The organism is Pseudaminobacter sp. Soil_N_29 (genome assembly GCF_057656055.1).
On sequence record NZ_JBDGLC010000008.1, the window covers coordinates 150,772 to 173,945 of the forward strand.

At 65.2% G+C, this 23,174-nt stretch carries 22 protein-coding genes; 13 read left to right on the forward strand and 9 right to left on the reverse strand.

All coding sequences use genetic code 11. The features are described 5' to 3' along the window. Positions 1-205: 205 nt before the first annotated feature. The 4 genes from AC3A4H_RS18400 to AC3A4H_RS18415 all read right to left on the reverse strand — a co-directional run bounded on the left by AC3A4H_RS18400 (position 206) and on the right by AC3A4H_RS18415 (position 3,112). Complete coding sequence (locus tag AC3A4H_RS18400; protein ID WP_487767992.1) at positions 206-475, reverse strand: helix-turn-helix domain-containing protein; 270 nt, start codon at positions 473-475, stop codon at positions 206-208. A 77-nt stretch (positions 476-552) separates the two neighbouring features. Then, the gene (locus AC3A4H_RS18405; RefSeq protein WP_487767993.1) at positions 553-1,263 is read right to left on the reverse strand and encodes a phosphatase PAP2 family protein; all 711 of its coding nucleotides are present in this window, start codon (positions 1,261-1,263) and stop codon (positions 553-555) included. A 113-nt stretch (positions 1,264-1,376) separates the two neighbouring features. Continuing rightward, positions 1,377-2,591 (reverse strand): cation:proton antiporter, encoded by a 1,215-nt coding sequence (locus tag AC3A4H_RS18410; protein ID WP_487767994.1) that lies wholly within the window; start codon positions 2,589-2,591, stop codon positions 1,377-1,379. Between the two features lie 182 nt (positions 2,592-2,773). Continuing rightward, positions 2,774-3,112 (reverse strand): hypothetical protein, encoded by a 339-nt coding sequence (locus AC3A4H_RS18415; RefSeq protein WP_487767995.1) that lies wholly within the window; start codon positions 3,110-3,112, stop codon positions 2,774-2,776. 236 nt (positions 3,113-3,348) lie between these two features. Between AC3A4H_RS18415 and AC3A4H_RS18420 the strand changes: the two genes are divergently transcribed. Further along, a complete protein-coding gene (locus tag AC3A4H_RS18420; RefSeq protein ID WP_487767996.1) occupies positions 3,349-4,053 on the forward strand; it encodes an SDR family oxidoreductase in 705 nt (234 codons plus the stop codon). Between the two features lie 385 nt (positions 4,054-4,438). Here AC3A4H_RS18420 and AC3A4H_RS18425 read toward each other — a convergent pair whose 3' ends face one another. Continuing rightward, the gene (locus AC3A4H_RS18425) at positions 4,439-4,843 is read right to left on the reverse strand and encodes a hypothetical protein (protein ID WP_487767997.1); all 405 of its coding nucleotides are present in this window, start codon (positions 4,841-4,843) and stop codon (positions 4,439-4,441) included. A 315-nt stretch (positions 4,844-5,158) separates the two neighbouring features. Between AC3A4H_RS18425 and dmeF the strand changes: the two genes are divergently transcribed. From dmeF to lepA, 4 genes are all read left to right on the forward strand, one after another. After that, positions 5,159-6,100, forward strand: a complete 942-nt coding sequence (dmeF, locus tag AC3A4H_RS18430) for a CDF family Co(II)/Ni(II) efflux transporter DmeF (protein WP_487767998.1) — start codon at positions 5,159-5,161, stop codon at positions 6,098-6,100. A gap of 113 nt (positions 6,101-6,213) precedes the next feature. Continuing rightward, positions 6,214-7,578, forward strand: coding sequence for a cytochrome ubiquinol oxidase subunit I (locus tag AC3A4H_RS18435; RefSeq protein WP_487767999.1), 1,365 nt, complete (start codon positions 6,214-6,216; stop codon positions 7,576-7,578). A 52-nt stretch (positions 7,579-7,630) separates the two neighbouring features. Next, entirely contained in the window at positions 7,631-8,635 is a 1,005-nt protein-coding gene (locus AC3A4H_RS18440) for a cytochrome d ubiquinol oxidase subunit II (protein ID WP_487768000.1), read from the forward strand. A 68-nt stretch (positions 8,636-8,703) separates the two neighbouring features. Continuing rightward, positions 8,704-10,518, forward strand: a complete 1,815-nt coding sequence (lepA, locus tag AC3A4H_RS18445; RefSeq protein WP_487768001.1) for a translation elongation factor 4 — start codon at positions 8,704-8,706, stop codon at positions 10,516-10,518. Between the two features lie 405 nt (positions 10,519-10,923). On the opposite strand, the gene AC3A4H_RS18450 is transcribed toward lepA, so the two are convergent. The 4 genes from AC3A4H_RS18450 to AC3A4H_RS18465 all read right to left on the reverse strand — a co-directional run bounded on the left by AC3A4H_RS18450 (position 10,924) and on the right by AC3A4H_RS18465 (position 13,477). Further along, a complete protein-coding gene (locus AC3A4H_RS18450; RefSeq protein ID WP_487768002.1) occupies positions 10,924-11,211 on the reverse strand; it encodes a GIY-YIG nuclease family protein in 288 nt (95 codons plus the stop codon). A 234-nt stretch (positions 11,212-11,445) separates the two neighbouring features. Continuing rightward, a complete protein-coding gene (locus AC3A4H_RS18455) occupies positions 11,446-11,853 on the reverse strand; it encodes a hypothetical protein (RefSeq protein ID WP_487768003.1) in 408 nt (135 codons plus the stop codon). A gap of 353 nt (positions 11,854-12,206) precedes the next feature. Continuing rightward, positions 12,207-12,665: a hypothetical protein gene (locus AC3A4H_RS18460; protein WP_487768004.1), complete on the reverse strand. Its 459-nt coding sequence runs from the start codon at positions 12,663-12,665 to the stop codon at positions 12,207-12,209. Between the two features lie 353 nt (positions 12,666-13,018). Beyond that, positions 13,019-13,477 carry a hypothetical protein gene (locus tag AC3A4H_RS18465; protein WP_487768005.1) on the reverse strand — a complete coding sequence of 153 codons (459 nt, stop codon included), beginning with the start codon at positions 13,475-13,477 and terminating at the stop codon, positions 13,019-13,021. 215 nt (positions 13,478-13,692) lie between these two features. Here AC3A4H_RS18465 and AC3A4H_RS18470 point away from each other — a divergent pair, with 215 nt between their 5' ends. The 8 genes from AC3A4H_RS18470 (at position 13,693) to ybeY (ending at position 23,148) form a co-directional block, all read left to right on the forward strand. Next, positions 13,693-15,726: a hydantoinase/oxoprolinase N-terminal domain-containing protein gene (locus AC3A4H_RS18470; RefSeq protein ID WP_487768006.1), complete on the forward strand. Its 2,034-nt coding sequence runs from the start codon at positions 13,693-13,695 to the stop codon at positions 15,724-15,726. 164 nt (positions 15,727-15,890) lie between these two features. Next, a complete protein-coding gene (locus tag AC3A4H_RS18475; protein ID WP_487768007.1) occupies positions 15,891-18,062 on the forward strand; it encodes a malate synthase G in 2,172 nt (723 codons plus the stop codon). A gap of 22 nt (positions 18,063-18,084) precedes the next feature. Further along, entirely contained in the window at positions 18,085-18,762 is a 678-nt protein-coding gene (gene tsaB / locus AC3A4H_RS18480) for a tRNA (adenosine(37)-N6)-threonylcarbamoyltransferase complex dimerization subunit type 1 TsaB (RefSeq protein ID WP_487768008.1), read from the forward strand. Beyond that, positions 18,762-19,250, forward strand: a complete 489-nt coding sequence (locus AC3A4H_RS18485) for a GNAT family N-acetyltransferase (protein ID WP_487768009.1) — start codon at positions 18,762-18,764, stop codon at positions 19,248-19,250. The genes tsaB and AC3A4H_RS18485 overlap by 1 nt, the downstream gene beginning before the upstream one ends. Before the next feature lie 38 nt (positions 19,251-19,288). After that, positions 19,289-20,083, forward strand: a complete 795-nt coding sequence (gene olsA, locus AC3A4H_RS18490) for a lyso-ornithine lipid O-acyltransferase (protein ID WP_487768010.1) — start codon at positions 19,289-19,291, stop codon at positions 20,081-20,083. Positions 20,084-20,164: 81 nt separating this feature from the next. Further along, complete coding sequence (gene miaB, locus AC3A4H_RS18495) at positions 20,165-21,562, forward strand: tRNA (N6-isopentenyl adenosine(37)-C2)-methylthiotransferase MiaB (protein WP_487768011.1); 1,398 nt, start codon at positions 20,165-20,167, stop codon at positions 21,560-21,562. A 66-nt stretch (positions 21,563-21,628) separates the two neighbouring features. Then, on the forward strand, positions 21,629-22,624 hold the full coding sequence (locus tag AC3A4H_RS18500) for a PhoH family protein (RefSeq protein WP_348779227.1): 996 nt from the start codon (positions 21,629-21,631) through the stop codon (positions 22,622-22,624). A 17-nt stretch (positions 22,625-22,641) separates the two neighbouring features. Next, positions 22,642-23,148, forward strand: coding sequence for an rRNA maturation RNase YbeY (gene ybeY, locus AC3A4H_RS18505; protein WP_487768012.1), 507 nt, complete (start codon positions 22,642-22,644; stop codon positions 23,146-23,148). The last annotated feature ends 26 nt before the right edge of the window (positions 23,149-23,174 follow it).

The following is a 23,174-nucleotide window of genomic DNA, read 5'->3' on the forward strand; positions in this document are numbered from 1 at the left end:
GCGGCGGGGATCGTCGGCGTGAACTGTCGGCGGTCGCCGTCGCGAACGCGTCGCCGCGCGTCCGCTCGGGCGCATCGGCGACACTTGAACCACTTCCCTTGCCCGCTTCCGCTTGCCGGGCTTGCCGCCCGGCGCGTCTGCGCGGCGTTCCTGCCGGAGCGTCCTTTCCTGCGCCTTGCAGGCCTGGATCGCGCCGGTTGCGAAATCAGCCGTTGCCGCTGCGTTCGGCCGAGGCCTTGAGGCGCACGCCCCGGCCGCCGCCTTCGCTCGGCTGGTTGTCTCCGATGAGTTCCACTCCGGCGCCTTCCAGCGCCTGGATGACCTTCATCAGCGTGTCGACCACGCCCCGCACCAGTCCGTCGCTCGCTTCCATCCGCTGGACGGTCGGAAGCGAAACGCCGGCCAACTCGGCAAGCGTCTTCTGGTCGATGCCGGCCAGCGCCCTTGCGGCGCGCATCTGCGCTGCTGTGATCACTGGCAAGAGCTCCCGTCTGAGTCCGCAATATGCATGTATGATACAGTCATGATGATGTTTCAAGCATGAATTGAGATTTATGAAGCATCAGCGCTGCCGAGCGCTCGGGCGCGTCGCCGCACCCAGCGCGCCGCCAGCCAGCACAGCATCGCCCAAGCGGCCCCGGCGCACCATCCGGCCGCCACGTCGGAGGGCCAGTGCACGCCCAGATAGAGCCGGCTGAAGCCCACCACCAGCGTTGCCAGCACAGCCACCGTCAACACGTAGATCTTGGTGGCGCGGTCGGGCAGCGTCTGCGCCAAAAGCGCGCCCAGCGTCAGGAAGGTCACGGCCGACATCATCGCGTGGCCGCTCGGAAAGCTCATCGTGTGCACCTCTGCCAGGTGCGGCACCACATCGGGTCGCGTCCGGTCGATGCCGAATTTCAGTAGGCTGCTCAGCGCCTGGCCGCCTGCCACCGCCACCAGCACCAACAGCGCCGCCAGCGGCTTTCGCTCCACCAGCAGGTAGAAGATCGCGGCCGCGGTGATGAAGATCAGCACCGCCGCGCTGCCGAGGCTGGTCAGGTCGCGCATGGCATCCGGCAGCCAGCGCGGGCCGATGGGTGTGGCAAGGTCGCCCGGCGTGCGTAGCGCCAGCAGGATTTCGGTGTCGAAGCCGTGCGGGGCGCTGTCGCGCGCCACTTCCATCAGTTCCACGAACCCCCACAGCCCGCCCGCGACGATCAGAGCCGCGAGAAGAACCGCGAACTCGATCTTGCCGAAAATGCCCGAAGGCTGTGGCCGCATGTGCGTTTCCTCCGTTTCGCAGTTGCCGCTAGCACAAACGGGCAGACATCATAAGGGCGTTTGGCGCGTCTCCGCCCCCTGCTTTCTTGCCGTTCAAGGTCTTGTCAGCCCGGCTAGGCGATCGGGGCCTTCACGGTGCGGTTGCGCCGGGCAAAGGCTTCGGCCAGCGGACTGGCGGTCAGGCCATGCGCCAGAATGCTGAGGATCACCGTCCAGGCGACCGTTGCCGTCAGCGTCTCGCTGCCCGGAAGGTTGGCATCCAGGACGATGATGGCAAACACGATGCTCGCCAGGCCGCGCGGGCCGAACCAGCCCAGGAAGAGCTTGCCGTCCGCCTTCAGGTCCGTGCCGGCCAAGGCCAGCCAGACCGGTATCATCCGAACCGCTGTGAGGCTCAGGACCGCGTAGAGGGCAATCTCCCAGTTCAGCCGTCCCAGCGCCTGGCCAATCACCGCTGCTCCGAAGAGCACCCAGGTCAGGAGGCCGAAAAGATCGCCCGAGCCTTCCGCCGCAAGCAGCAATTCGTGCTTCTGCTCACGGTGCCGGGCCATCCCGCCGGCCACGATGCCGCCGACGAAGCAGGCGATGAAGCCGCTCCCGCCCAGTGCCTGTGCCGCGCCGAAGGAGGCCAGCGCCAGCGCCATTGCCGGAAGCTGCCGCCATGCCGGGCCCAGCCAGCCGTATCGCGACGAAAGGCGCAGCGCCCACACGCCGACGAATGCAAAGCCTGCGCCCACAACCAGCCCGATCCCGATCTCCTGCGCGAAATGACGTAGAACGAGTTCCCACCCGGCGCCGGCCGGCTCGGCGGCAAAGGCCAGGAGGATCAGGAGCACCGGCACGCAAATGCCGTCGTTCAGCCCGCTCTCCACATTCAGGCCTTCGCGGATTGGCGGGGGAACGGCGGGGTTGGTCACCACCGCCTTGCCCAAAGCCGCATCGGTGGGGGCCAGCATGGTGGCAAGCAGCGCGCACTCGATCATTGCGAGCCCTGGGAAAAGCAGGCCAGCGGCAGCGGTCCCCAGCAGGATCGTCAGCGGCAGGCCGATCAGCAGCAGACGCTCAGGGATCGTGTAGTTGAGCCTGAGCACACTGAGATCGGCATTGGCCGCATCCGTGAACAGCACCAGCGCCAACGTGAGTTCGGCAAGGGTGCGAAGGCCTTGCGCATGAACGTCCAGGGTGAGCCAGTTCAGCCCCGCCGGACCGACGGCCAGCCCGAAGGCGGTGAAGACGAGGGCGCCGGCAACCGGCGTGCGCTCGAGCCGCCCCGCGATCAGGGCGTAGACGAACGCGAATGCAGAGAGGATGGCCAGGTCCTGCTGCATGATCCACCGGTTCCACCCACGGCTGGTCGCCGGCTGCATCATTCCATGCCGCACCACGCCGAAGGTTTTCGGATCATATCATGCCGGAGCGGCTACCGCATTCGCTCGGCCGGATGCCGGCGCGCCTCTTCCTGGCTGACTGCCTGCCGTCGCCAGGGGTTTTGCCAAGGCTTGTTGCGGGCCTACTGCCCGCCGGCCTGCGGCCCGAGCGTGATGAGGCCGACGGCCAGGATGGCCAGCACGACGCCGCCGCTCTGCACTGCGCTCAGCCGCTCGCCGAAAAAGGCCAGCGCGATCACGTTGATCGCCACCAGCTGGATCACCGCCGAGAGGCTGAAGGCCGAGGCCATGCCGAACTCGCGCACCAGCCGCAGCATCACCAGGTTGCCCGCCGAATAGAGCGCCAGCGTCAGCGCCAGCTTGCCGAGCGTGGGCGTCAGCGCCCAGGATTTGGCGCAGGTGGCCGCAAGCAGGAAGATCACCGTCGAGGCGGCAAGCTGCACAAAACCGGATAGGCTCAACTCGTTCTCCGCAGACATGGCGCGGGGCGCCACATCGGCACCCGGCTGGAAACTCCGGCCCGTCCCCGCGATGTCTGGCAAAGCCGCCGCGCGCCGTCAAGATGGCGGCCTTGCCGCCAGGGCCGCCCGCCTGCTGGTCCAGCGGATTGCCGGGCAGCGCCGGCGCGGATACCTCTTGTCGATATGGATCGTGCCGCCGCGCGCTGCGCGGCCGCCGGAGGGAGTGGGGGAAAAGCATGTCGGAACTGAAGACGGCCATCATCACCGCTGGCGGCAGCGGCATGGGCGCGGATGCCGCGCGCAAGCTCGCCGAGGAGGGGTTCCAGGTCGCGATCCTGTCGTCGTCGGGCAAGGGCGCCGCGCTGGCCGAAAAGCTCGGCGGCATCGGCGTCACCGGCTCCAACCGCTCCAATGACGACCTCAAGCGCCTCGTGGATGCCACGATGCAGAAGTGGGGTCGCATCGACGCCGTGGTCAACAGCGCCGGCCATGGGCCGCGCGCGCCGGTGCTGGAGATCAGCGACGAGGACTGGCATCTCGGCATGGAGACCTATCTGCTCAACGCCGTGCGCATGGCGCGCCTGGTCACGCCGGTCATGCAGGCGCAGAAATCGGGCTCCATCGTCAACATCTCGACCTATGCCGTCTTCGAGCCGGAGGCACTGTTTCCCACCTCGGGCGTGTTCCGCGCCGGCCTCGCCGCCTTCACAAAACTCTTCGCCGACAAATACGCGCCCGACAACGTGCGCATGAACAACGTGCTGCCGGGCTTCATCGACAGCCTGCCCGAAACCGGCGAGCGGCGCGAGCGCATCCCCATGGGCCGCTACGGCCGCGTGGAGGAGGTTTCGGAGCTCATTGCCTTCCTGGCGAGCGAGAAGTCGAGCTACATCACCGGTCAGAACATCCGCATCGACGGTGGCATCACGCGCTCGGTGTAGCCTGGCCCAGCCTGTTGCGCGAGACGGCCTGGCGATCTGACCGGCCTGCTGCACGGTGTGTGGAAGCGGCCGCGGATGTTGGGCCGCATGCCCAGAGCCACAGGCCCGGCGCGGAAAGCGGCTTCTGGCGGGCCATGTTCCACGGCGCCTACAGATCGGCGCATGTCCACCGACGGGTCTTCAACCTGCAAGGGCAGGCGGCGTTCAAGCGCCACTTCCACGGAGAGGAAGAGCCCGCCTACATCGCCTTCAGGAAGGCTGCGCCGCTGAAGGCAATGGCGCTGAGCAGCAGCGCAAACCTCGCTCATCCCGACTTGAGAGCCCGAAGGGCGAGCCAGGAAGGGATAGTTCGGCGAAGGGGCAGACTGCGTTCGTCTTCGAGACACTAAGGCCCGGCACGCCTCTCGAGCTCGTCCAGGCGATCCCTGATGTCGCTGGCGTCACCAAGGTTGCTCAGGCCGACCTGCAATGCATTCAGGATTTCGTTCTGCTGGGCAACGATCTCAAACCTGGCAGCCTTGATCTCGATTGCGTTGTGGTCGGCGAGATGCTCGAGTTCCTCGAGGCGGCGGCCGACGGCATCGAGCCCAGCGGTGATGTCGGCCCGGAAACTCGAAAGCTCCGATTGCAGCTTCAAGCCCTGCCTGGTGAGCTTCACCATCTCCGTGTCGATTCTATCGAACCTGTCTGTGACCGTCGCGAGCGACGCCAACATACGCTTCTGTGAATCGATCAGGGCTTCGAGCGTCGGCAGCAACCGCCCTTCCGCCCCGGTCCTGTCCTCGGCCATGTCGCCCGCCTCATTCGAGTTAGTTGTCAGGTGGAATATGGCTTCGGTGGGTTCATATGACAACTCTCTCGGCCCTTGGCCCCGGCCGAGGTCCCGAGGAAGCATGGCAAGAGGCTGAGGCACGTTGAGCCGCCAGACCGTGTTTGTGTTCGACACCTGCCGATGCGCCATCGCAAATTTCTGCCACTGGCAACCGAGCGGGCAGGTAGCCTTGCCGTATCCTACAACGGGGATAAGCTTATCCGCACGAGCCACGTCAACGACCCGGAGATCCGGTGTTCCGCGAGATCACCGGATGCCCTTGAGAGGCCGGCCATGAACACGCTGCCCGAAGACGAACGATTCACCCACGACCACCTCTTCCTCGGCGAGCATCACGACCGCAATGCGCGCCGCACCTTCATCGTGGTCGGGCTCGCACTGGTCATGATGGTGGGCGAAATCGTCGCCGGCCTGGCGTTCGGCTCCATGGCGCTCCTGGCCGACGGGTTCCACATGTCCACCCATGTCGGGGTGCTCGCCATCGCTGCCGCGGCCTACGCGCTCGCGCGCCGCCATGCGCATGACGAGCGCTTCACCTTCGGCACCGGCAAGTTCGGCGAGCTCGCCGGCTACACCAGCGCCATCGTGCTGGCCATCGTGGCGGTGCTGATCGGCGTCGAATCCGCGTTGCGCCTCGCCCATCCGGTGCCGATCCGTTTCGACGAGGCCATCGCGGTCGCGGTTCTGGGCCTTGCGGTCAATCTGGCCAGCGCCTGGCTGCTGTCGGCCCGGCATCACCATCACACCCACCATGACGAGCCCGGCCACGAGCATCGCCATGCCCATGCCCACGCCCATGACGATCACAATCTGCGCTCGGCCTACCTGCATGTGCTGGCCGATGCCCTGACCTCGGTGCTGGCCATCCTCGGGCTTCTCGGCGGGCGCTTCTTCGGCTGGCTGTGGATGGACGCCATGGTGGGCATCGTCGGTGCCGTGGTCATCGCCAGCTGGTCATTTGGCCTGCTGCGCGCTTCGGGCGCGGTGCTGCTCGATGTCCGTGGCGATCCGGGGCTGGCGCGCAATGTGCGCGAACGGCTGGAGCGCGATGGCGACCGCGTAACCGACCTTCATCTCTGGCGGCTCGGCCCCGGCCATCTGGGGCTCGTCGTCTCCATCGTCTCAGCGCAGCCCATGTCGCCCGAATCCTACAAGGCGCTGCTCGTCGACCTGCCGCGGCTGTCGCATGTCACGGTGGAAGTCCACGCGGCCTGAGACATCCGGCGGAAGAGCGATCGGCACGTCCTGCCTCTGCGCCACCCCGCCGCTTTGACCGTTTGCCGCCGTTGCCCTATCTTGCCTTTCGGGGGAGAGCAGGAGCATGCTTCATGGACCCGCTGATGCTGTCGCGCATACAGTTTGCTGCGAACATTTCGTTTCACATCCTGTTTCCGACCATCACCATCGCCCTTGGCTGGGTCCTCCTCTTCTTCAAGCTCCGCTACAACGCCACCTCCGATCCGGCCTGGATGCGCGCCTACTTCACCTGGGTGAAGGTCTTTGCGCTGTCCTTCGCCATCGGCGTCGTCACCGGCGTCACCATGACCTTCCAGTTCGGCACCAACTGGCCCGGCTACATGGAGCATGTCGGCAACATCGCAGGTCCCTTGCTGGCCTACGAGATCCTGACCGCCTTCTTCCTGGAGGCGGTGTTCCTGGGCATCATGCTGTTCGGCTTCCGCCGCGTGTCCAACAAGGTCCACACCGCCGCCACCGTGCTGGTCGCCTTCGGCACCACCGTCTCGGCCTTCTGGATCCTGGCGCTGAACTCCTGGATGCAGACGCCGGTGGGCTTCGAGCTTCGCGATGGCGTCGCCTACGCCACCGACTGGTGGGCGATCGTCTTCAACCCGTCATTCCTCTACCGGCTGGTCCACATGCTGCTGGCCTCGGGCCTCACCGTGTCCTTCTTCATCGCCGGCCTTTCGGCGCTGCGCTATCTTGCCGGCGATCGCTCGGATTCCATGTGGAAGGCGCTGCGCACCGGCGTCTACACCGCCGCCGTCCTCATCCCGATCCAGATCTACGCCGGCGACCTGCACGGCCTCAACACGCTGGAGCACCAGCCGCAGAAGGTCGCGGCCATGGAGGCCAACTGGGAAACGCGGCCCAACGTGCCGCTGGTGCTGTTTGCCATCACGGACGAGAAGGCGCGCGAGAACAGATACGAGATCACCATCCCCAACGGCGCCAGCCTCATCCTGCGCCACAGCGCCAGCGGCATCGTGCCGGGCCTCAACGATTTCGTGGGCAACCACCCGCCGGTGTCGCCGGTGTTCTGGGGCTTCCGGCTCATGGTCGGCACGGGCATCGTCATGCTGGTCGTATCCTGGCTCGCCGCTTGGTTCCTGTGGCGCCGCCGCGACCTGCCCAGATGGCTTGCCTATGTGCTGGTGCCGATGACGATTTCCGGCTGGGTGGCCACGCTGGCCGGCTGGTATGTCACCGAGATCGGCCGCCAGCCCTGGCTGGTCACCGGCGTGCTGACGACGCAGGACGCGCTGGGGCCGGTCGCCGGCAGTCATGTGGCGCTCACCCTCACGCTTTACCTCATCCTCTATCTCATACTGATCGTCGTCTACATGGGCACGCTGGTGCATCTGTCGATGAAGGCGGCCAGGGATGGCGACCAGTCGCCGCTGCCGGGCGTGCTCGACCGGCCGCTGTCGCAGCCGGTGCACGGCACGGAGTGAGCGTCATGGCGGCGGCACTGCCTGACCACCAAGCGAAGGGGAGACATGAACCATGAGCTACGACTGGCCCACCATACTGCCCTTCGTCTTCGCCTGCCTGATGGGCCTGTCCATCCTCATCTATGTCGTTCTCGACGGCTTCGACCTCGGCATCGGCATCCTCTTTGCCGCTGCCGACGACCATGAGAAGGATGTGATGATCTCGGCCATAGGCCCGTTCTGGGACGCCAACGAAACCTGGCTGGTGCTGGCGGCGGGGCTTCTGCTGGCCGCCTTTCCCTACGCCCACGGCGTCATCCTCAGCGCGCTCTACATCCCCGTCTTCCTGCTTCTGTTCGGCCTCATCCTGCGCGGCGTGGCGTTCGACTTCCGCGCCAAGGTGCCCTCCCACCGCAAGCGCCGCTGGAACACCATCTTCTTCTCCGGCTCGCTGATCGCCTCGCTGGCGCAGGGCTACATGCTGGGCGTCTATGTGCTGGGGCTGCAAAGGGGTGCTGCCGCCTTCGCCTTCGGGCTGCTGGTGGCGCTGTGCCTGGCGGCCTCCTACGCTGCCATGGGCGCTGCCTGGCTGATCTACAAGACGGAGGGCCCGCTGCAGGAAAGGGCCGTGCACTGGCTGCGCCGCGCGCTGGTGCTCACCGCGCTCGGCATGGTGGCGGTGTCCATGGCGACACCCTTGGCCAGCCAGCGCATCTTCGAGCGCTGGTTCGTGCTGCCCGACATGATCTATCTCGCCCCGCTGCCCATCGTTTCGGCCATCCTGTTCGTCTGGCTGTGGTGGCAGACCTTTCATCTGCCCAAGGAGCGCGACCGCCACGCCATCCTGCCCTTCCTCACGCTGGCGGCCATCTTCGCGCTCGGCTTTGCCGGGCTCGCCTGGTCGTTCTACCCCTACGTCGTGCCCGAAAAGCTGACCATCTGGCAGGCGGCGGCGGCCACCGAGAGCCTCGCCATCATCCTGGTCGGCACGCTGTTCGTGCTGCCGGTCATCCTGGGCTATTCGCTCTATGCCTACCGCGTCTTCGGCGGCAAGGCGTCCGACCTCACCTATGATTGAGCACGTGCCGCGCGGCTTCTCCTTCGCGGCGCTTGTGGAAGGTTCTGGCCCCTGCTAAATGCGCGCCCATGACCACAGCGCTTGATCACATCCGCAATTTCTCCATCGTCGCCCATATCGACCATGGCAAGTCCACGCTCGCCGACCGGCTCATCCAGATGACCGGGGGCCTCGACGCGCGCGAAATGGCCGGCAAGGAGCAGGTTCTCGATAACATGGATATCGAGAAGGAGCGCGGCATCACCATCAAGGCGCAGACCGTGCGCCTCAACTACAAGGCCCGCAACGGCGAGGAATACGTCCTCAACCTCATCGACACGCCCGGCCACGTCGACTTCGCCTATGAGGTCTCGCGGTCGCTGGCTGCCTGCGAAGGCTCGCTCCTCGTCGTCGACGCCTCCCAGGGCGTCGAGGCGCAGACGTTGGCCAACGTCTACCAGGCCATCGACAAGAACCACGAGATCGTCGTGGTGCTGAACAAGATCGACCTGCCCGCCGCCGAGCCCGAGCGCGTCAAGGAGCAGGTGGAAGAGGTCATCGGCATCGACGCTTCCCAGGCCGTCTACATCTCGGCCAAGACCGGCCTCGGCATCGAGGACGTGCTGGAGGCCATCGTCCACCAGCTTCCGCCCCCGCGCGAGGGCGACCGCACCGCCCCGCTGAAAGCCATGCTGGTCGATAGCTGGTACGACGCCTATCTCGGCGTCATCGTGCTGGTGCGCGTCATCGACGGCGTGCTCAAGAAGGGCCAGACCATCCGCATGATGGGCACCGGCGCAAAGTATCCGGTCGAGCGCACCGGCTTCTTTACCCCGAAGATGATCCAGGCCGACGAGATCGGCCCCGGCGAGTTCGGCTTCATCACCGCCTCGATCAAGGAAGTGGCCGACACCCGCGTCGGCGACACCATCACCGAAGACCGCCGCCCCACCGCTCAGGCCCTGCCGGGCTTCAAACCTGCCCAGCCGGTTGTGTTCTGCGGCCTGTTCCCGGTCGACGCCGCCGACTTTGAAGATCTCCGCGCGGCCATGGGCAAGCTGCGCCTCAACGACGCCAGTTTCTCCTACGAGATGGAAACCTCAGCGGCGCTCGGCTTCGGCTTCCGCTGCGGCTTCCTCGGCCTGCTGCACCTGGAAATCATCCAGGAGCGGCTGGAGCGCGAGTTCAACCTCGACCTCATCGCCACCGCGCCCTCCGTCGTCTACCGCATGGTCATGACCGACGGCACGGTCAAGGAGCTGCACAACCCGGCCGACATGCCCGACGTGGTCAAGATCGACCACATCGAGGAGCCGTGGATCCGCGCCACCATCCTGACCCCCGACGACTATCTCGGCAGCATCCTGAAGCTGTGCCAGGACAGGCGCGGCATCCAGGCCGACCTTTCCTATGTCGGCAAGCGCGCCATGCTGGTCTACGACCTGCCGCTCAACGAGGTCGTGTTCGACTTCTACGACCGGCTGAAGTCGATCTCAAAGGGCTATGCCAGCTTCGACTACCACCTCACCGACTATCGGGAGGGCGACCTGGTGAAGATGTCGATCCTGGTCAATGACGAGCCGGTGGACGCGCTCTCCATGCTGGTGCACCGCACGGCCGCCGAAAAGCGCGGCCGCGTCATGTGCGAGAAGCTGAAGGAGCTGATCCCGCAGCACATGTTCAAGATCCCGATCCAGGCGGCCATCGGCGGCCGCATCGTCGCGCGCGAAACCATCTCGGCGCTGCGCAAGGACGTGACTGCCAAATGTTACGGTGGCGACGTGTCGCGCAAGCGAAAACTTCTGGAAAAGCAGAAGGAAGGCAAGAAGCGCATGCGCCAGTTCGGCAAGGTGGATATCCCGCAGGAAGCGTTTATCCAGGCGCTGAAGATGGGTGATAACTAGGGCGCCTAGCGCCCTCGTGGTTCGAGGCCCGGCCTTGCGGGCTTTCGGAACATGATCAGCGCTCTGCGGGCCGGGCACCTCACCATGAGGGCTACTGGAACGCCGCTGCGCTAACCTTCAACGTTGGCATGCTTGTCACGGCTTGCTGCTCTCATGGGAGCATGCGGCACCGCCCTCATGATCAGGTGCGTCCTTCGAGACGGCGGCTATCGCCACCTCCTCAGGATGAGGGAGGTTGGCGCAACCTCCACCCTCAAGAAAGGCGGCGGTACGCCCCCACAATCAAGGTTGAGCGCCGTGGCACGCCCCTTCAACATTGAGCGAGGCGGCACGCCCCCACCCTCATGGTGAGGTGCGTAGTGGAGCGAAGCGGAACGGAGCCTCGAACCACGGGGGTGGCTCCAGCTATCTTTTCTTCCTGCTGGCCAGTTCCGGCAGCCTCTCATAGGCGAGCGCGATCAGCGCTTCCTTCTTGGCGCGCGACCAGCCCTTGATCTGCCGCTCCCGCGCAATCGCATCGATGATCCGGTCATAGGTTTCGGTGAACACCAGATCCACCGGCCGCCGTTTGGATGTGTATCCGTCGTAGATACCCTCATTGTGCTCCCAGACCCGCGCCTCGACCTCCTGCTTGGTCAGACCGGTGTAGTAGGAGCCGTCCGAGCAGCGCAGGATGTAGATGGTGACCTCCATGCACTGCCTCCCCCTCATCCTGAGCCCGTCGAAGGATGAGCCTGTCCAACCGTGGCGCCTGGAGCAGGCAGGAAGACCGGCGTCTAGCGCCCTTGTGGTTCGAAGAGGTTGGCGCGATGCATCAAAAAAAGCTTACGGCTATGCTCTACAGACACCTGCGCCGATGATCTGATTTATGCGCCAGCTATATTTTTTGTGGACCAACCCAGCCGAGCCATTCAGAAATTCAAAAATCTAGCCAAGTTTGACATTCCGTTTGGCGAGCAACTTTGAAGTGTACAGGGAGCCTGGGGGTAGGAGTTGTATCTCCCGGCTAGGTGCGATGTATACGTAACGATCCTCGACCATGCGAGAGAGCAATTTCGTAAAATAGCCTTTGTTCTTATACATGGTCCATTCCCTTAGAGTCTCGGCCTCTACGGGAACAGGAGAGGAGGCGAGTAGGATCAGAATCTGATCATGCAGCGACAGCTTTGGATCTAATACGCGCTTAACTCCTCCGCCTTGCCAAACGAGTGGCACATCACGTTCCGCCAGCATATCCACCAGCGCCTGTGCATCCTGGATGTTCAGTGCGTGCAGGACTCTGACTAGTTCGCCCATAATCCAGTTACATATGCCGACCACCACTGTGGCATCCATGTGGTTGGGATCAACATCCCCTCCAACATGGCCAACCCCACGGTTGTTTCGCACTTCATACAGAGGGGGTAACATTCGAGGGATTAGAATTTGAAAGCTGCGAGGCACGTGGGTGTGTGCCTCCAACTGGCGGCAAGCAGTCACGAAATTGCCTGGCTTCGAAGGAGCGTTGGGGTAAGCGCCCGAAGCGTATCCATCGAGGATAGTATAGACGATCTCACAAAAGCGCCCGCCACTAAGTTCCGACGGCCCCCATCGGTGCTCGGCGAAATTCTGAATAATGGCCCTGTACTCCTCTAGCAATGGATCGCGGAGACCTGTTGGAAGTGGAGCAAATGCCTTTGACGAATCAATCACTGGTAGCCAAGATCCTTAAGGCCATCTGGAGTGATGAAGAAACCGTCACCGTTCTTTTCGCAAAAGCCTTTGGAGACAAGTTTATTGAGGCAATCGGCAGGATTAGAGAGTTTCTTCTGGTGATTTGACGAGAGAGCCTTAGCCACTGCGCCCGAATTCAATGGGGTTGCCCCTCTTTGTCGGAGCCAGTCGGCGGTCGCTAGGAAGCGCTTCACTTGGTTAGTGTCGCCACCCTTGGTCTTTATGTGTGCTGCCAACGAGGTCGTGAACTCGGCGCCAACGGATTGAACGCCATTCTCGCCCTCGGAGTTGTCTGTATGCGAGGCGCCCTTCAATTGCCCAAGCGCCGGTGCGGCCTCGATTACCTTTTCTAGCTGTGCCGAAAGCCAAGCCTCCGTACCTTCAGCAGAGAAGCTAAGATTTCCGAATGCAAACTCAATCTTCGCAGCTATCATATCAACCCCCGATCTTTATGACGCATAGTAATGTCTCGGTCAAAAACATCCAGCCCTTGTGTTAAGGTAAACTGATTGGTCAGGCACAGTTACAGTAGTAGTGGGTACTGCTCTCCCAAAGACAGGGCTCTTAGGGGGTAATCAGAAACTTTGAGGGAGAACGTCATGCAGTCAAATCGATGCCTTCTTGGTGTCGGCAGACCAAGCGTGGACAAGAAATCCCACTCTCTAGCTCTGTCGAGCCGACGCTCGCCGCGCGACATCAGCCAACCCGTTGAAATCCCGCCACTTCGCTGGGCGTCAAGCCAAAAGGTTCGGGCGAAGCCAGGGCCGCCCGGTCGTCAAGCTATCCGTTACCCCCTCTCAAACCTCATCACCCAATTCACCTCCCAACTCTCCCCGTCGTCCGTCGAAAACGCCTGTTCCCAGCGCGGGTTTTCTCCCGCCGTCCATAAAAACCGCACGCGCACCGGCTTTCCGCCCTCGACATCGTCGCCATAGAATTCGCCGCGACCGTTTTCGAATTTTCCCACCGTCGGCGGAAACAGCCGGTGCGATTTGGTGTCGGACCAGTAGAGCGACCAAAGTCTTGTCTCGGGGTTGTAGAGGCGCAGCGTCATGCCGGTGAAGCCGCGCGCGGGCACGAACATCTGGTCGAGATTGCCGCCGCCATCCATCACCTTTTCCACGCGCGCCGTGGCCGGAAAACTGTGCCATTCGGTGCAGCCGGTCAGCCGCTCGTTGAGGCATTCATTGGTGATGTTCCATTCCCCGATCAGGAAATCGAAATCGGCAAAACCCTGGTCGCGCATTCGTCCCTCCCTTGATTGATGCCGCAGCATAACTGACAGCTCCTGACAACTTGCTGTCAGGAGAGATGCCTGCCGACGACAAAAGAAGGGGACAAAAGCCGGGCGTGGTAGCGACAGGACCTGACCCGCGCTGGCTCAACCTTGCGGTGCTTCCGTGGCCGGGCTTTGTGGGCTAAGGGCAGGGGCGAGTTCAACCGCCCCGGAATGCCCGCGACATGACCCAAAAGCCCACGCCGTCGTCCCCGCTGTTGCTCGGCCCCCTTTTTCTGGGCATCGATACCGGCGGCACTTATACCGACGCGGTGTTGTGGTCGGAGAGCGCGGGCGTCACCGCCAAGGCAAAGTCGCTCACCACGCGGCACGATCTGGCGGTCGGCATTTCCGGCGCGGTCGATGCGGTGCTGGGGCAGGCCAAGGCCGACCCGGCCGGCATAAAGCTGGTGTCGATGTCCACCACGCTTGCCACCAACGCTCTGGTCGAGGGGCAGGGCGGGCGCGTGGCGCTGGTCATGATCGGCTTTTCGGAGGCCGAACTCGCCCGCGATGGGCTCAAGACCGCGCTCGGCACCGACCCGGTGGTGTTTTGCGGCGGCGGGCATGACGTGCATGGCAATGCCGCGCCGCTCGACCTTTCCGCGCTGGAGGCGGCGCTGCCGGAGCTGGAGAAAACGGTATCGGGCTTTGCGGTCTGCGCCTACTTCGCCACCCGCAACCCGGCCCACGAAATCGCCGCGCGCGACCTCATCCGCGAAAGAACCGGCCTGCCCGTCACCGCCAGCCACGAGCTTTCGGCAAAGCTCGGCGGCCCGCGCCGGGCGCTGACCACGCTGCTCAACGCGCGGCTGATCTCGATGATCGACCGGCTGGTCGCCGCCACCGAAGGATTTTTGGTCGCGCGCGGCATCAAGGCGCCACTGATGGTGGTGCGCGGCGATGGCGCTTTGGTCTCGGCCGCCTTCGCCCGCCAGCGTCCGATCGAGACGATCTTGTCCGGCCCCGCCGCCAGCCTCGTCGGCGCCCGCCACATGACCGGCCTCGACAACGCGGTCGTGTCGGACATCGGCGGCACCACGACGGACGTCGCCGTGCTCGATCATGGCCGCCCCCGGCTCGACCCCGAAGGCGCCACCGTGGGCGGCTTTCGCACCATGGTCGAGGCGGTCGCCATGCGCACCTTTGGCCTCGGCGGGGATTCGGAAGTCGGGCTGGAGGATGGCGGGCTGGCCCCGCGCATCACGCTGGGCCCCCGCCGCGTCGTGCCGCTGTCGCTTGCCGCCGTCGACCATGGCGAGGCGGTGCTGGGCCAGCTCGAGCGGCAGCTGCGTGCGCCCAACCCCGGCCGCATGGACGGCCGCTTTGCCATGCGCACCGGCGTGCCGGAGCGCCTCGCAGCCGGCCTCACCGCGCCGGAAGCCAAGCTCTACGAGGCGATCGGCCCCGTGCCGCTGCCGCTTGACAAGCTGCTCACCTCGACCGCGCAGAACGCCACGCTCAACCGGCTTGTGGGGCGCGGGCTGGTGCATGTCGTCGGCTTCACGCCGTCGGATGCCGCCCATACGCTCGGCCGCCAGACCAACTGGAACGTAGCGGCCGCCCGCCTTGGCGCCGAGATTTTCGCCCGCAAGCGCGACGGTCGCGGCCAGCCGATCGGCGAGACGCCGGAAGCGCTTGCGGAAAGAGTGCTGCTGGCCGTCACACGCAACTCTGCCGAGGCGATCCTCGAAACCGCCTTCGCCGAGGACGGGCTGGACGGCGCCGCAACGGTCGCCCACGCGCTGGTGCAGCGCGCGGTGGACGGCCAGGGCGGCATCGCCCGGTTTGCTGTCGCGCTGGACCGCCCGGTGATCGGCCTCGGCGCCTCCGCGCCGCTGCATTACGCGAACTTGCCGGGCTTCGTCGGCAACGGCTGCGTCGTGCCGCAGGATACGGACGTGGCCAATGCGCTGGGCGCCGTGGTGGGCCAGGTGCGCATTTCGGCCGAGGCTCGCGTCAGCCAACCGAAGGAAGGGCTATTCCGCGTCGCTTCGGGCGACGACATCCGCGATTTTCTGGACGAGGAAGAGGCCATTCGCGTGGCCGATGCCGAGATCCGCAAGATTGCCGCCCAGCGCGCGCTGGATGCCGGCACCGACGCCGCCGAGATCGAGGTCACGCATGATGTGCGCGCCTCGATGGTGGACGGCCAGCGCATGTTCATCGAGGCGCATATTCTGGCCGTCGCCACCGGCCGCCCGCGCATTGCAGTCTGAAGGACAGGTTCATCCAAGCCTGTTTCGCGCGTATTATTATGCGCCTGCGGCCCGGTAAACCCGCGGATGAATTGACCCTGCCCCACCAACGTGGTCAAAGGCCGCGGAACTATTGAGCGGGGCCGGGCTTAACTGGTCCGCCCGGAAGGCATCAGGAGAGGAATATGAGCGGTATGATCGAAGCGTCGGGATTGAGGATTGCCCGGGAGCTTCACGATTTCGTGGCGCAGGAGGCTTTGCCGGGAACCGGATTTGTCGGCATCGATGCGTTCTGGGCCGGGGTGTCGGAGATCGTGCACGAGCTTGCGCCCAAAAACCGCGCTCTTCTGGCCAAACGCGACGAGATCCAGAAACGGATCGATGCCTGGCACCGGGAAAACGGTGCGCCCTCCGACATGGCCGCCTACCGCGCCTTCCTGAAGGAGATCGGCTATCTCGTCGAAGAAGGACCGGACTTCCAGATCGCCACCGGGAGCGTCGATCCGGAAATCGCGACGGTTGCCGGCCCGCAGCTCGTCGTGCCGATCATGAATGCGCGCTATGCGCTCAATGCCGCCAACGCCCGCTGGGGCTCGCTGTATGACGCGCTCTACGGCACCGACGCGATCCCCGAGACGGATGGCGCGGATAAGGGCAAGGGCTACAACCCCAAGCGCGGCGAAAAGGTCATCGCCTGGGGCCGCAATTTCCTCGATGCCTCGGCGCCGTTGCAGTCGGGCTCGTGGACAGAGGCCGGCCCGCTCACCGTGAAGGATGGAAAGCTGGCCGTCGGCGAAACCGGCCTGGCCGACCCGGCGCAGTTCGTCGGCTATCGCGGCGAGGCGTCCGCACCTTCTGCGGTGCTGCTCACGAAGAACGGCCTGCATGTCGAGATCGTCATCGACCGCAACAGCATCATCGGCAAGACCGACCCGGCCGGCATCGCCGACCTCGTGCTGGAAGCGGCGCTGACCACGATCCAGGACTGCGAGGATTCGGTCGCGGCCGTCGATGCCGAGGACAAGGTGCTGGCCTACCGCAACTGGCTCGGCCTGATGCGGGGCGACCTTGCCGAGACCTTCGAAAAGGGCGGCAAAAGCCTCACGCGCAGGCTCAGCGACGATCGCGAATACACCGCGCCTGACGGCGGCAAGCTCGTGCTGCCCGGCCGCTCGCTGATGCTGGTGCGCAATGTCGGCCACCTGATGACCAATCCGGCCATTCTCGACCGCGACGGCAACGAGGTACCCGAGGGCATCATGGATGCGGCCGTCACCGCGCTCATCGCGCTGCATGACGTCGGGCCGAACGGCCGCCGCGCCAATTCCCGCGCCGGCTCCATGTATGTGGTCAAGCCCAAGATGCACGGGCCGGAGGAAGCAGCCTTTGCCGTCGAGCTGTTCGAGCGCGTCGAAAAACTGCTCGGCATGGCGCCGAACACGATCAAGATCGGCATCATGGACGAGGAACGGCGCACCACCGTCAACCTCAAGGAGTGCATCCGCGCCGCGAAGGACCGGGTGGTGTTCATCAACACCGGCTTCCTCGATCGCACCGGCGACGAGATCCACACCTCGATGGAAGCCGGTCCGATGATCCGCAAGGGCGACATGAAGCAGGCGGCATGGATCTCCGCCTACGAGGCGCAGAATGTCGACATCGGCCTGGAGTGCGGGCTTTCCGGCCGCGCCCAGATCGGCAAGGGCATGTGGGCCATGCCGGACCTGATGGCGGCGATGCTGGAGCAGAAGATCGCGCACCCGCAGGCCGGCGCCAACACCGCCTGGGTGCCTTCGCCGACGGCGGCGACGTTGCACGCCACGCACTACCACAAGGTCGACGTGCAAGCGGTGCAGGAGAAGCTGAAGAACCGGCCGCGCGCCAAGCTCGACGACATTTTGTCGGTGCCGGTGGCCGTGCGGCCCAACTGGACGCCGGAGGAAATCCAGCACGAGATCGACAACAACGCGCAAGGAATCCTCGGCTATGTCGTGCGCTGGATCGACCAGGGCGTCGGCTGCTCCAAGGTGCCGGACATCAACGATGTCGGCCTGATGGAAGATCGCGCCACGCTGCGCATCTCCTCGCAGCACCTCGCCAACTGGCTGCATCACGGCGTGGTCACGCATGAGCAGGTGATGGAGACGATGAAGCGCATGGCAGCGGTGGTCGACCGGCAAAATGAGGGCGATCCGCTCTACCGGCCGATGGCCCCCGACTTCGACAATTCCATCGCCTTCCAGGCCGCCTGCGATCTCGTCTTCAAGGGCCGCGAGCAGCCCAACGGCTATACCGAGCCGGTGCTGCACCGGCGCCGGCTGGAGCTGAAGGCGCGCGACCGGGCGGCGACCAAATAGTCGCCCGAAGGTCACGCCTCCGATGAAGCTTCTCGCCATCGATTGCTCGGCCCGGCTCTGCGCTGCCTGCGTCTACGACGCGGGGGCGGGGCAGGAGCTCGGCCGCCAGGTGCTCGATCTCGGCAAGGGCCACGCCGAGCACCTGATGGGCGTGATCGAGGAGGCGATGAAGGCGGCGGGCGTGGGCTTTTCCGATCTCGGCGCCGTCGCCGTCTCGGTCGGCCCGGGCTCCTTCACGGGTGTGCGCGTCGGCGTCTCGGCGGCGCGCGGCCTTGCGCTGGCGCTCAACGTTCCGGCTATCGGCGTGAACACCCTTGAGGCGCTGGCCGCCGAGGCGCGGGCGCTGCATGGGGCCCGCACCGTGCTAACCGCGCTCGACGGCGGTCGCGGCGAAATTCAGGCCGCAGTCTACGACAATGTCGGCGCAGTTCTTTTCGCCCCGGCGGTGATCGACCTCGAACGCGCGACGTTGCTGGCGACCGAACACTCCGCTGCCCTTGCCGGCACTGCGGCGGAAATGATTGCCGCCGCCCTGCCTGGGCAGAACAATCGCGTCGGCCCACTCGGATCGACGGCCGACATCGGCACCTATGCGCGCCTGGCTGCGGGCAAGGAGCCCGGCGAGCGCCCGAAACCGCTTTATCTGCGCGAGCCGGACGCCAAGCCGCAGGCAGGCTTCGTCCTGCCGAGGAGCGGCTGATGCGCATCCCCTTCGTCACCTCGCGCGAGTTTTCGCTGGAGCCGCTGACCGTCAGGGACAGCGATGCGATTTCCACGCTGCACCGCGAGGATTTCGTACGGCCGTGGACGGGGGGCGAGTTCGCCGATCTCCTGGCGCAGGAAACCGTGTTCGGCTTTGCCGCGCGCGAGGTCGGCCGCGGCAAGGGCCCGCCCATCGGCTTCGTCTTGGCGCGGCTGGTGGCCGGCGAGGGCGAAATCCTGACCGTGGCGGTGGCGCGTTCGCACCGGCGGCAGGGGCTCGGCTGGCGGCTGATGGATGCGGTGCTGCGCGAACTTCACTCCCAGCGCGCCGAGGCGCTGTTCCTCGAGGTGGACGAGACCAATGCCGCCGCCATCGCGCTCTACCGGGGGCTCGGTTTTCGCGAGGTCGGCAAGCGCGCCGACTACTACCGCACCGGCGGCAACGGCGCCAATGGCGCTCTTGTCATGCGCCGGGATCTCCGCTAGCCGCCATATGAGAGCAGGCTGAAGGAACTGCGCGGCGCATGATCACTTCGATCCGGATATGGCTGGCGTTCCTCTGGGTGGCGATGGGCCTGGCCGCACTGTTGCCGCTGGTTTCGCTCGGCATGAGGACCGGCCTCTATCAGCCGAACCGGCTGCGGCGCTGGTGCCATGGCCTCATCGTGCGCGCGCTGGGTTTCCGGGTTCATGTCCACGGCACAATCGCCCCGGTGCGGCCGCTGCTGCTTGCCGCCAATCACATTTCCTGGACCGACGTGATGGTGCTGGCGTCGTTCAACGACGTGTCCTTCATCGCCAAGTCGCAGATGTCACGCTGGCCGCTCATCGGCTGGATGGCGCGGCTGCAGCGCTGCGTCTTCGTCGAGCGCGAGCGCAAGCGCAAATCCGGCGAGCAAGCGAGCGAAATTGCCACGCGCCTGGCAGCCGGCGACGCGATAGTGCTTTTCGCGGAGGGCACGACGGGCGACGGCAACCTCATCCTGCCGTTCAAGAGCACGCTGTTCGGCGCCGCGGCACTTGCCATCGACGAAGGCGAGGTCGAGCAGGTTTTCATCCAGCCGGTGGCGATCAGCTACACGCGCCTGCACGGATTGCCCATGGGTCGCCAGCACCGCCGCGTCGCCGCCTGGATCGGCGACCAGGACCTGCTGCCGCACATCAAGCTCCTGCTCGCCGAAGGCGCGGTGGATGTGGAGGTGCATTTCGGGGAGCCGGTCGCCTTCTCGGCCGGCACCAACCGCAAGGAGACCGCGCGCCGCATGGAAGCGCAGGTCAGGACGATGATGCAGCGGGCCCTGCGCGGGCCCCGGTCGTGACAGGGTCGCGGCTTGGCCAGCGGGGCCGCGCGGTCAAGATTGGTCTGTTTTTTGCCATCGAAAAGCGTTAGAAGCCGCGACATGGAACTGGAGCAGATTTCTCAGGACGGTGCCGAGACCCTTGAAGGGGCGGCGGGTGTGGCCAAGAAGGTTTTCGTCAAGACCTATGGCTGCCAGATGAACGTCTACGATTCCCAGCGCATGTCGGATGCGCTGGCCGCTGACGGCTATGTCGCCACCACGGCCATCGAAGAGGCCGACCTGGTGCTCCTCAACACCTGCCACATCCGCGAAAAGGCCGCCGAGAAGGTCTATTCCGAGCTTGGCCGCATCCGCGAGCTGAAGGCCGAGCGGGCCAGGAATGGCAGCGAAATGGTCATCGGCGTTGCCGGCTGCGTCGCCCAGGCCGAGGGCCGCGAGATCATCCGTCGCGCGCCGGCGGTCGATCTGGTGATCGGGCCGCAGACCTACCACCGCCTGCCCGAAGCGCTGAAGAAGGTGCGCGGCGGCGAAAAGGTCGTGGAGACCGAATACGCGCTGGAAGACAAGTTCGACCACCTGCCGCAGCCCAGGCGCGCCGAAATCATCGGCCGCGGCGTGACCGCCTTCCTCACCGTGCAGGAAGGTTGCGACAAGTTCTGCACCTTCTGCGTGGTGCCCTATACGCGCGGCTCCGAAGTGTCACGTTCGGTCGCGCAGATCGTGGCCGAGGCGGAGCGCCTGGCGGCCGCCGGCGTGCGCGAGGTGACCCTGCTTGGCCAGAACGTCAATGCCTGGCATGGCGAGGGCCCGGACGGCAGCGAATGGGGCCTTGGCCGGCTTCTGTCGCGCCTGGCCGAGATCCCCGGCATTGCGCGGCTGCGCTACACCACCAGCCACCCGCGTGACATGGACGACGAGCTGATCGAGGCGCATCGCGACCTGCCGTCGCTGATGCCCTATCTGCACCTGCCGGTGCAGGCGGGCTCCGACCGCATTCTGAAGGCCATGAACCGCAAGCACACCGCGGCCGACTATCTTCGCCTCATCGAGCGCATCCGGGCGGCGCGACCCGACATCGCCATGTCGGGCGACTTCATCGTCGGCTTCCCCGGCGAGACGGATGCCGATTTCGAGGATACGATGGAGATCGTGCGCGCGGTGAACTACGCGCAGGCCTTCTCGTTCAAATATTCGCCGCGCCCCGGCACGCCGGGCGCCGAAATGGCCGACCATGTCGCCGAAGAGGTGAAGGACGAGCGCTTGCAGCGCCTGCAGGCCCTTCTCAACGAGCAGCAGAACGCTTTCCTCGGCAGCCTTGTCGGCCAGACGATCGAGACGCTGATCGAGAAGCCAGGCCGTCAGGCCGGGCAGATCGTCGGCCGCTCGCCCTGGCTCCAGCCGGTTATCCTTGATGAAGGCGCCGGTGGAATTGGTGAGATTATCCAGGTAAGAATCACGAAGACGGGCCATGCCAGCCTGTTCGCCGAGCGGGTCTGAGGGCGCCGAGATGAGGAGATACGGTTGAACGCCGACGCGAAGAAAGTGCCCGCAGGGGCCTCGGACATGGCGCATATCGTTCTGACCTTCGACGACAACAAGCTTGCCAGCGCGCTTTACGGCCAGTTCGACGAGAACCTGGCCCGTATCGAGCAGAAGCTCGGCGTCGACATCAACTCGCGTGGCAACAAGCTGACCATCAAGGGCGATCCTGCCGCGGCCGAGCAGGCCCGCCGCGCGCTGGACCATCTCTACGGCATCTTGCAGAAGGGGGCCGAGATCGCCCAATCCGACGTCGACGGCGCCATACGCCTGGCCATAGCGCCCGACGACCAGCTCACCTTGCCGACGCTGGAACGCAAGGGCAGGGTGGCGGCCGCGCAGATCTCTACGCGCAAGCGCACCATCTATGCCCGCTCGCTCAACCAGGACGCCTATATGCGCGCGCTGGACCGGGCCGAGCTGGTATTCGGCATCGGCCCGGCCGGCACCGGCAAGACTTATCTGGCGGTGGCGCACGCCGCCATGCTGCTGGAGCGCGGCATGGTCGAGCGCATCATCCTGTCGCGTCCGGCGGTGGAGGCTGGCGAGCGCCTCGGCTTCCTGCCCGGCGACATGAAGGAGAAGGTCGACCCCTATCTGCGCCCGCTCTACGACGCGCTGTATGACATGATGCCTGCCGACAAGGTCGAGCGTGCCATTGCCGCCGAGGTCATCGAGATCGCGCCGCTGGCCTTCATGCGCGGCCGCACGCTGTCCCATGCCGCCGTCATCCTCGACGAGGCCCAGAACACCACCTCCATGCAGATGAAGATGTTCCTGACCCGCCTGGGCGAGAACTCGCGCATGATCGTGACCGGCGATCCGAGCCAGATCGACCTGCCGCCCAACACGCGCTCGGGCCTGGTCGAGGCGCTGCGCATCCTCGACAACGTGCCGGGCGTGGTGACGGTGCGCTTCAACGACAGCGACGTGGTCCGCCATCCGCTGGTTGCGGAGATCGTGAGGGCCTATGAGCGCGACGGCAAGATCGAGCGCGGCCTCGGCGGTTCCGAAATCTGATTGGCTGACGGGACGTGATGGAAAACACCGCGGAAATTGGCGCCGCAGCGCTTCCGGTCGAGATCGACCTGATGGTGGAGGCTGGCGCCTGGCCCAGCGAGGATGAACTGGAGGCGCTGGCGCGCCGCGCAGTGGCCGCAGCCCTTGCCGAAACCGGCGCCACCGCTCCGACAGGCACCGAGCTCAGCCTCGTCTTTTCGGACGATGCCCACGTTCAGGTGCTGAACGCGGAATGGCGCGGCAAGGACAAGCCGACCAATGTGCTTTCCTTTCCGGCCTTTCCCACCGAGCCCGGTGCACCGCTGCCGCCGATGATGGGCGACATCATCCTTGCCGCCGAGACTGTCGAGCGCGAAGCGGCACTGGAAGGCAAGCCACGCGAGCATCATATTATTCACCTGGTGATCCATGGTTTCCTGCATCTCATGGGCTATGATCACGAGACCGACGCGGAGGCGGAGGAGATGGAGGGATTCGAGCGCCGTGCGCTCGCAAGACTTGCGATCCCCGATCCTTACGCGTAACAGATTAGGCAACAAACCGGACGACA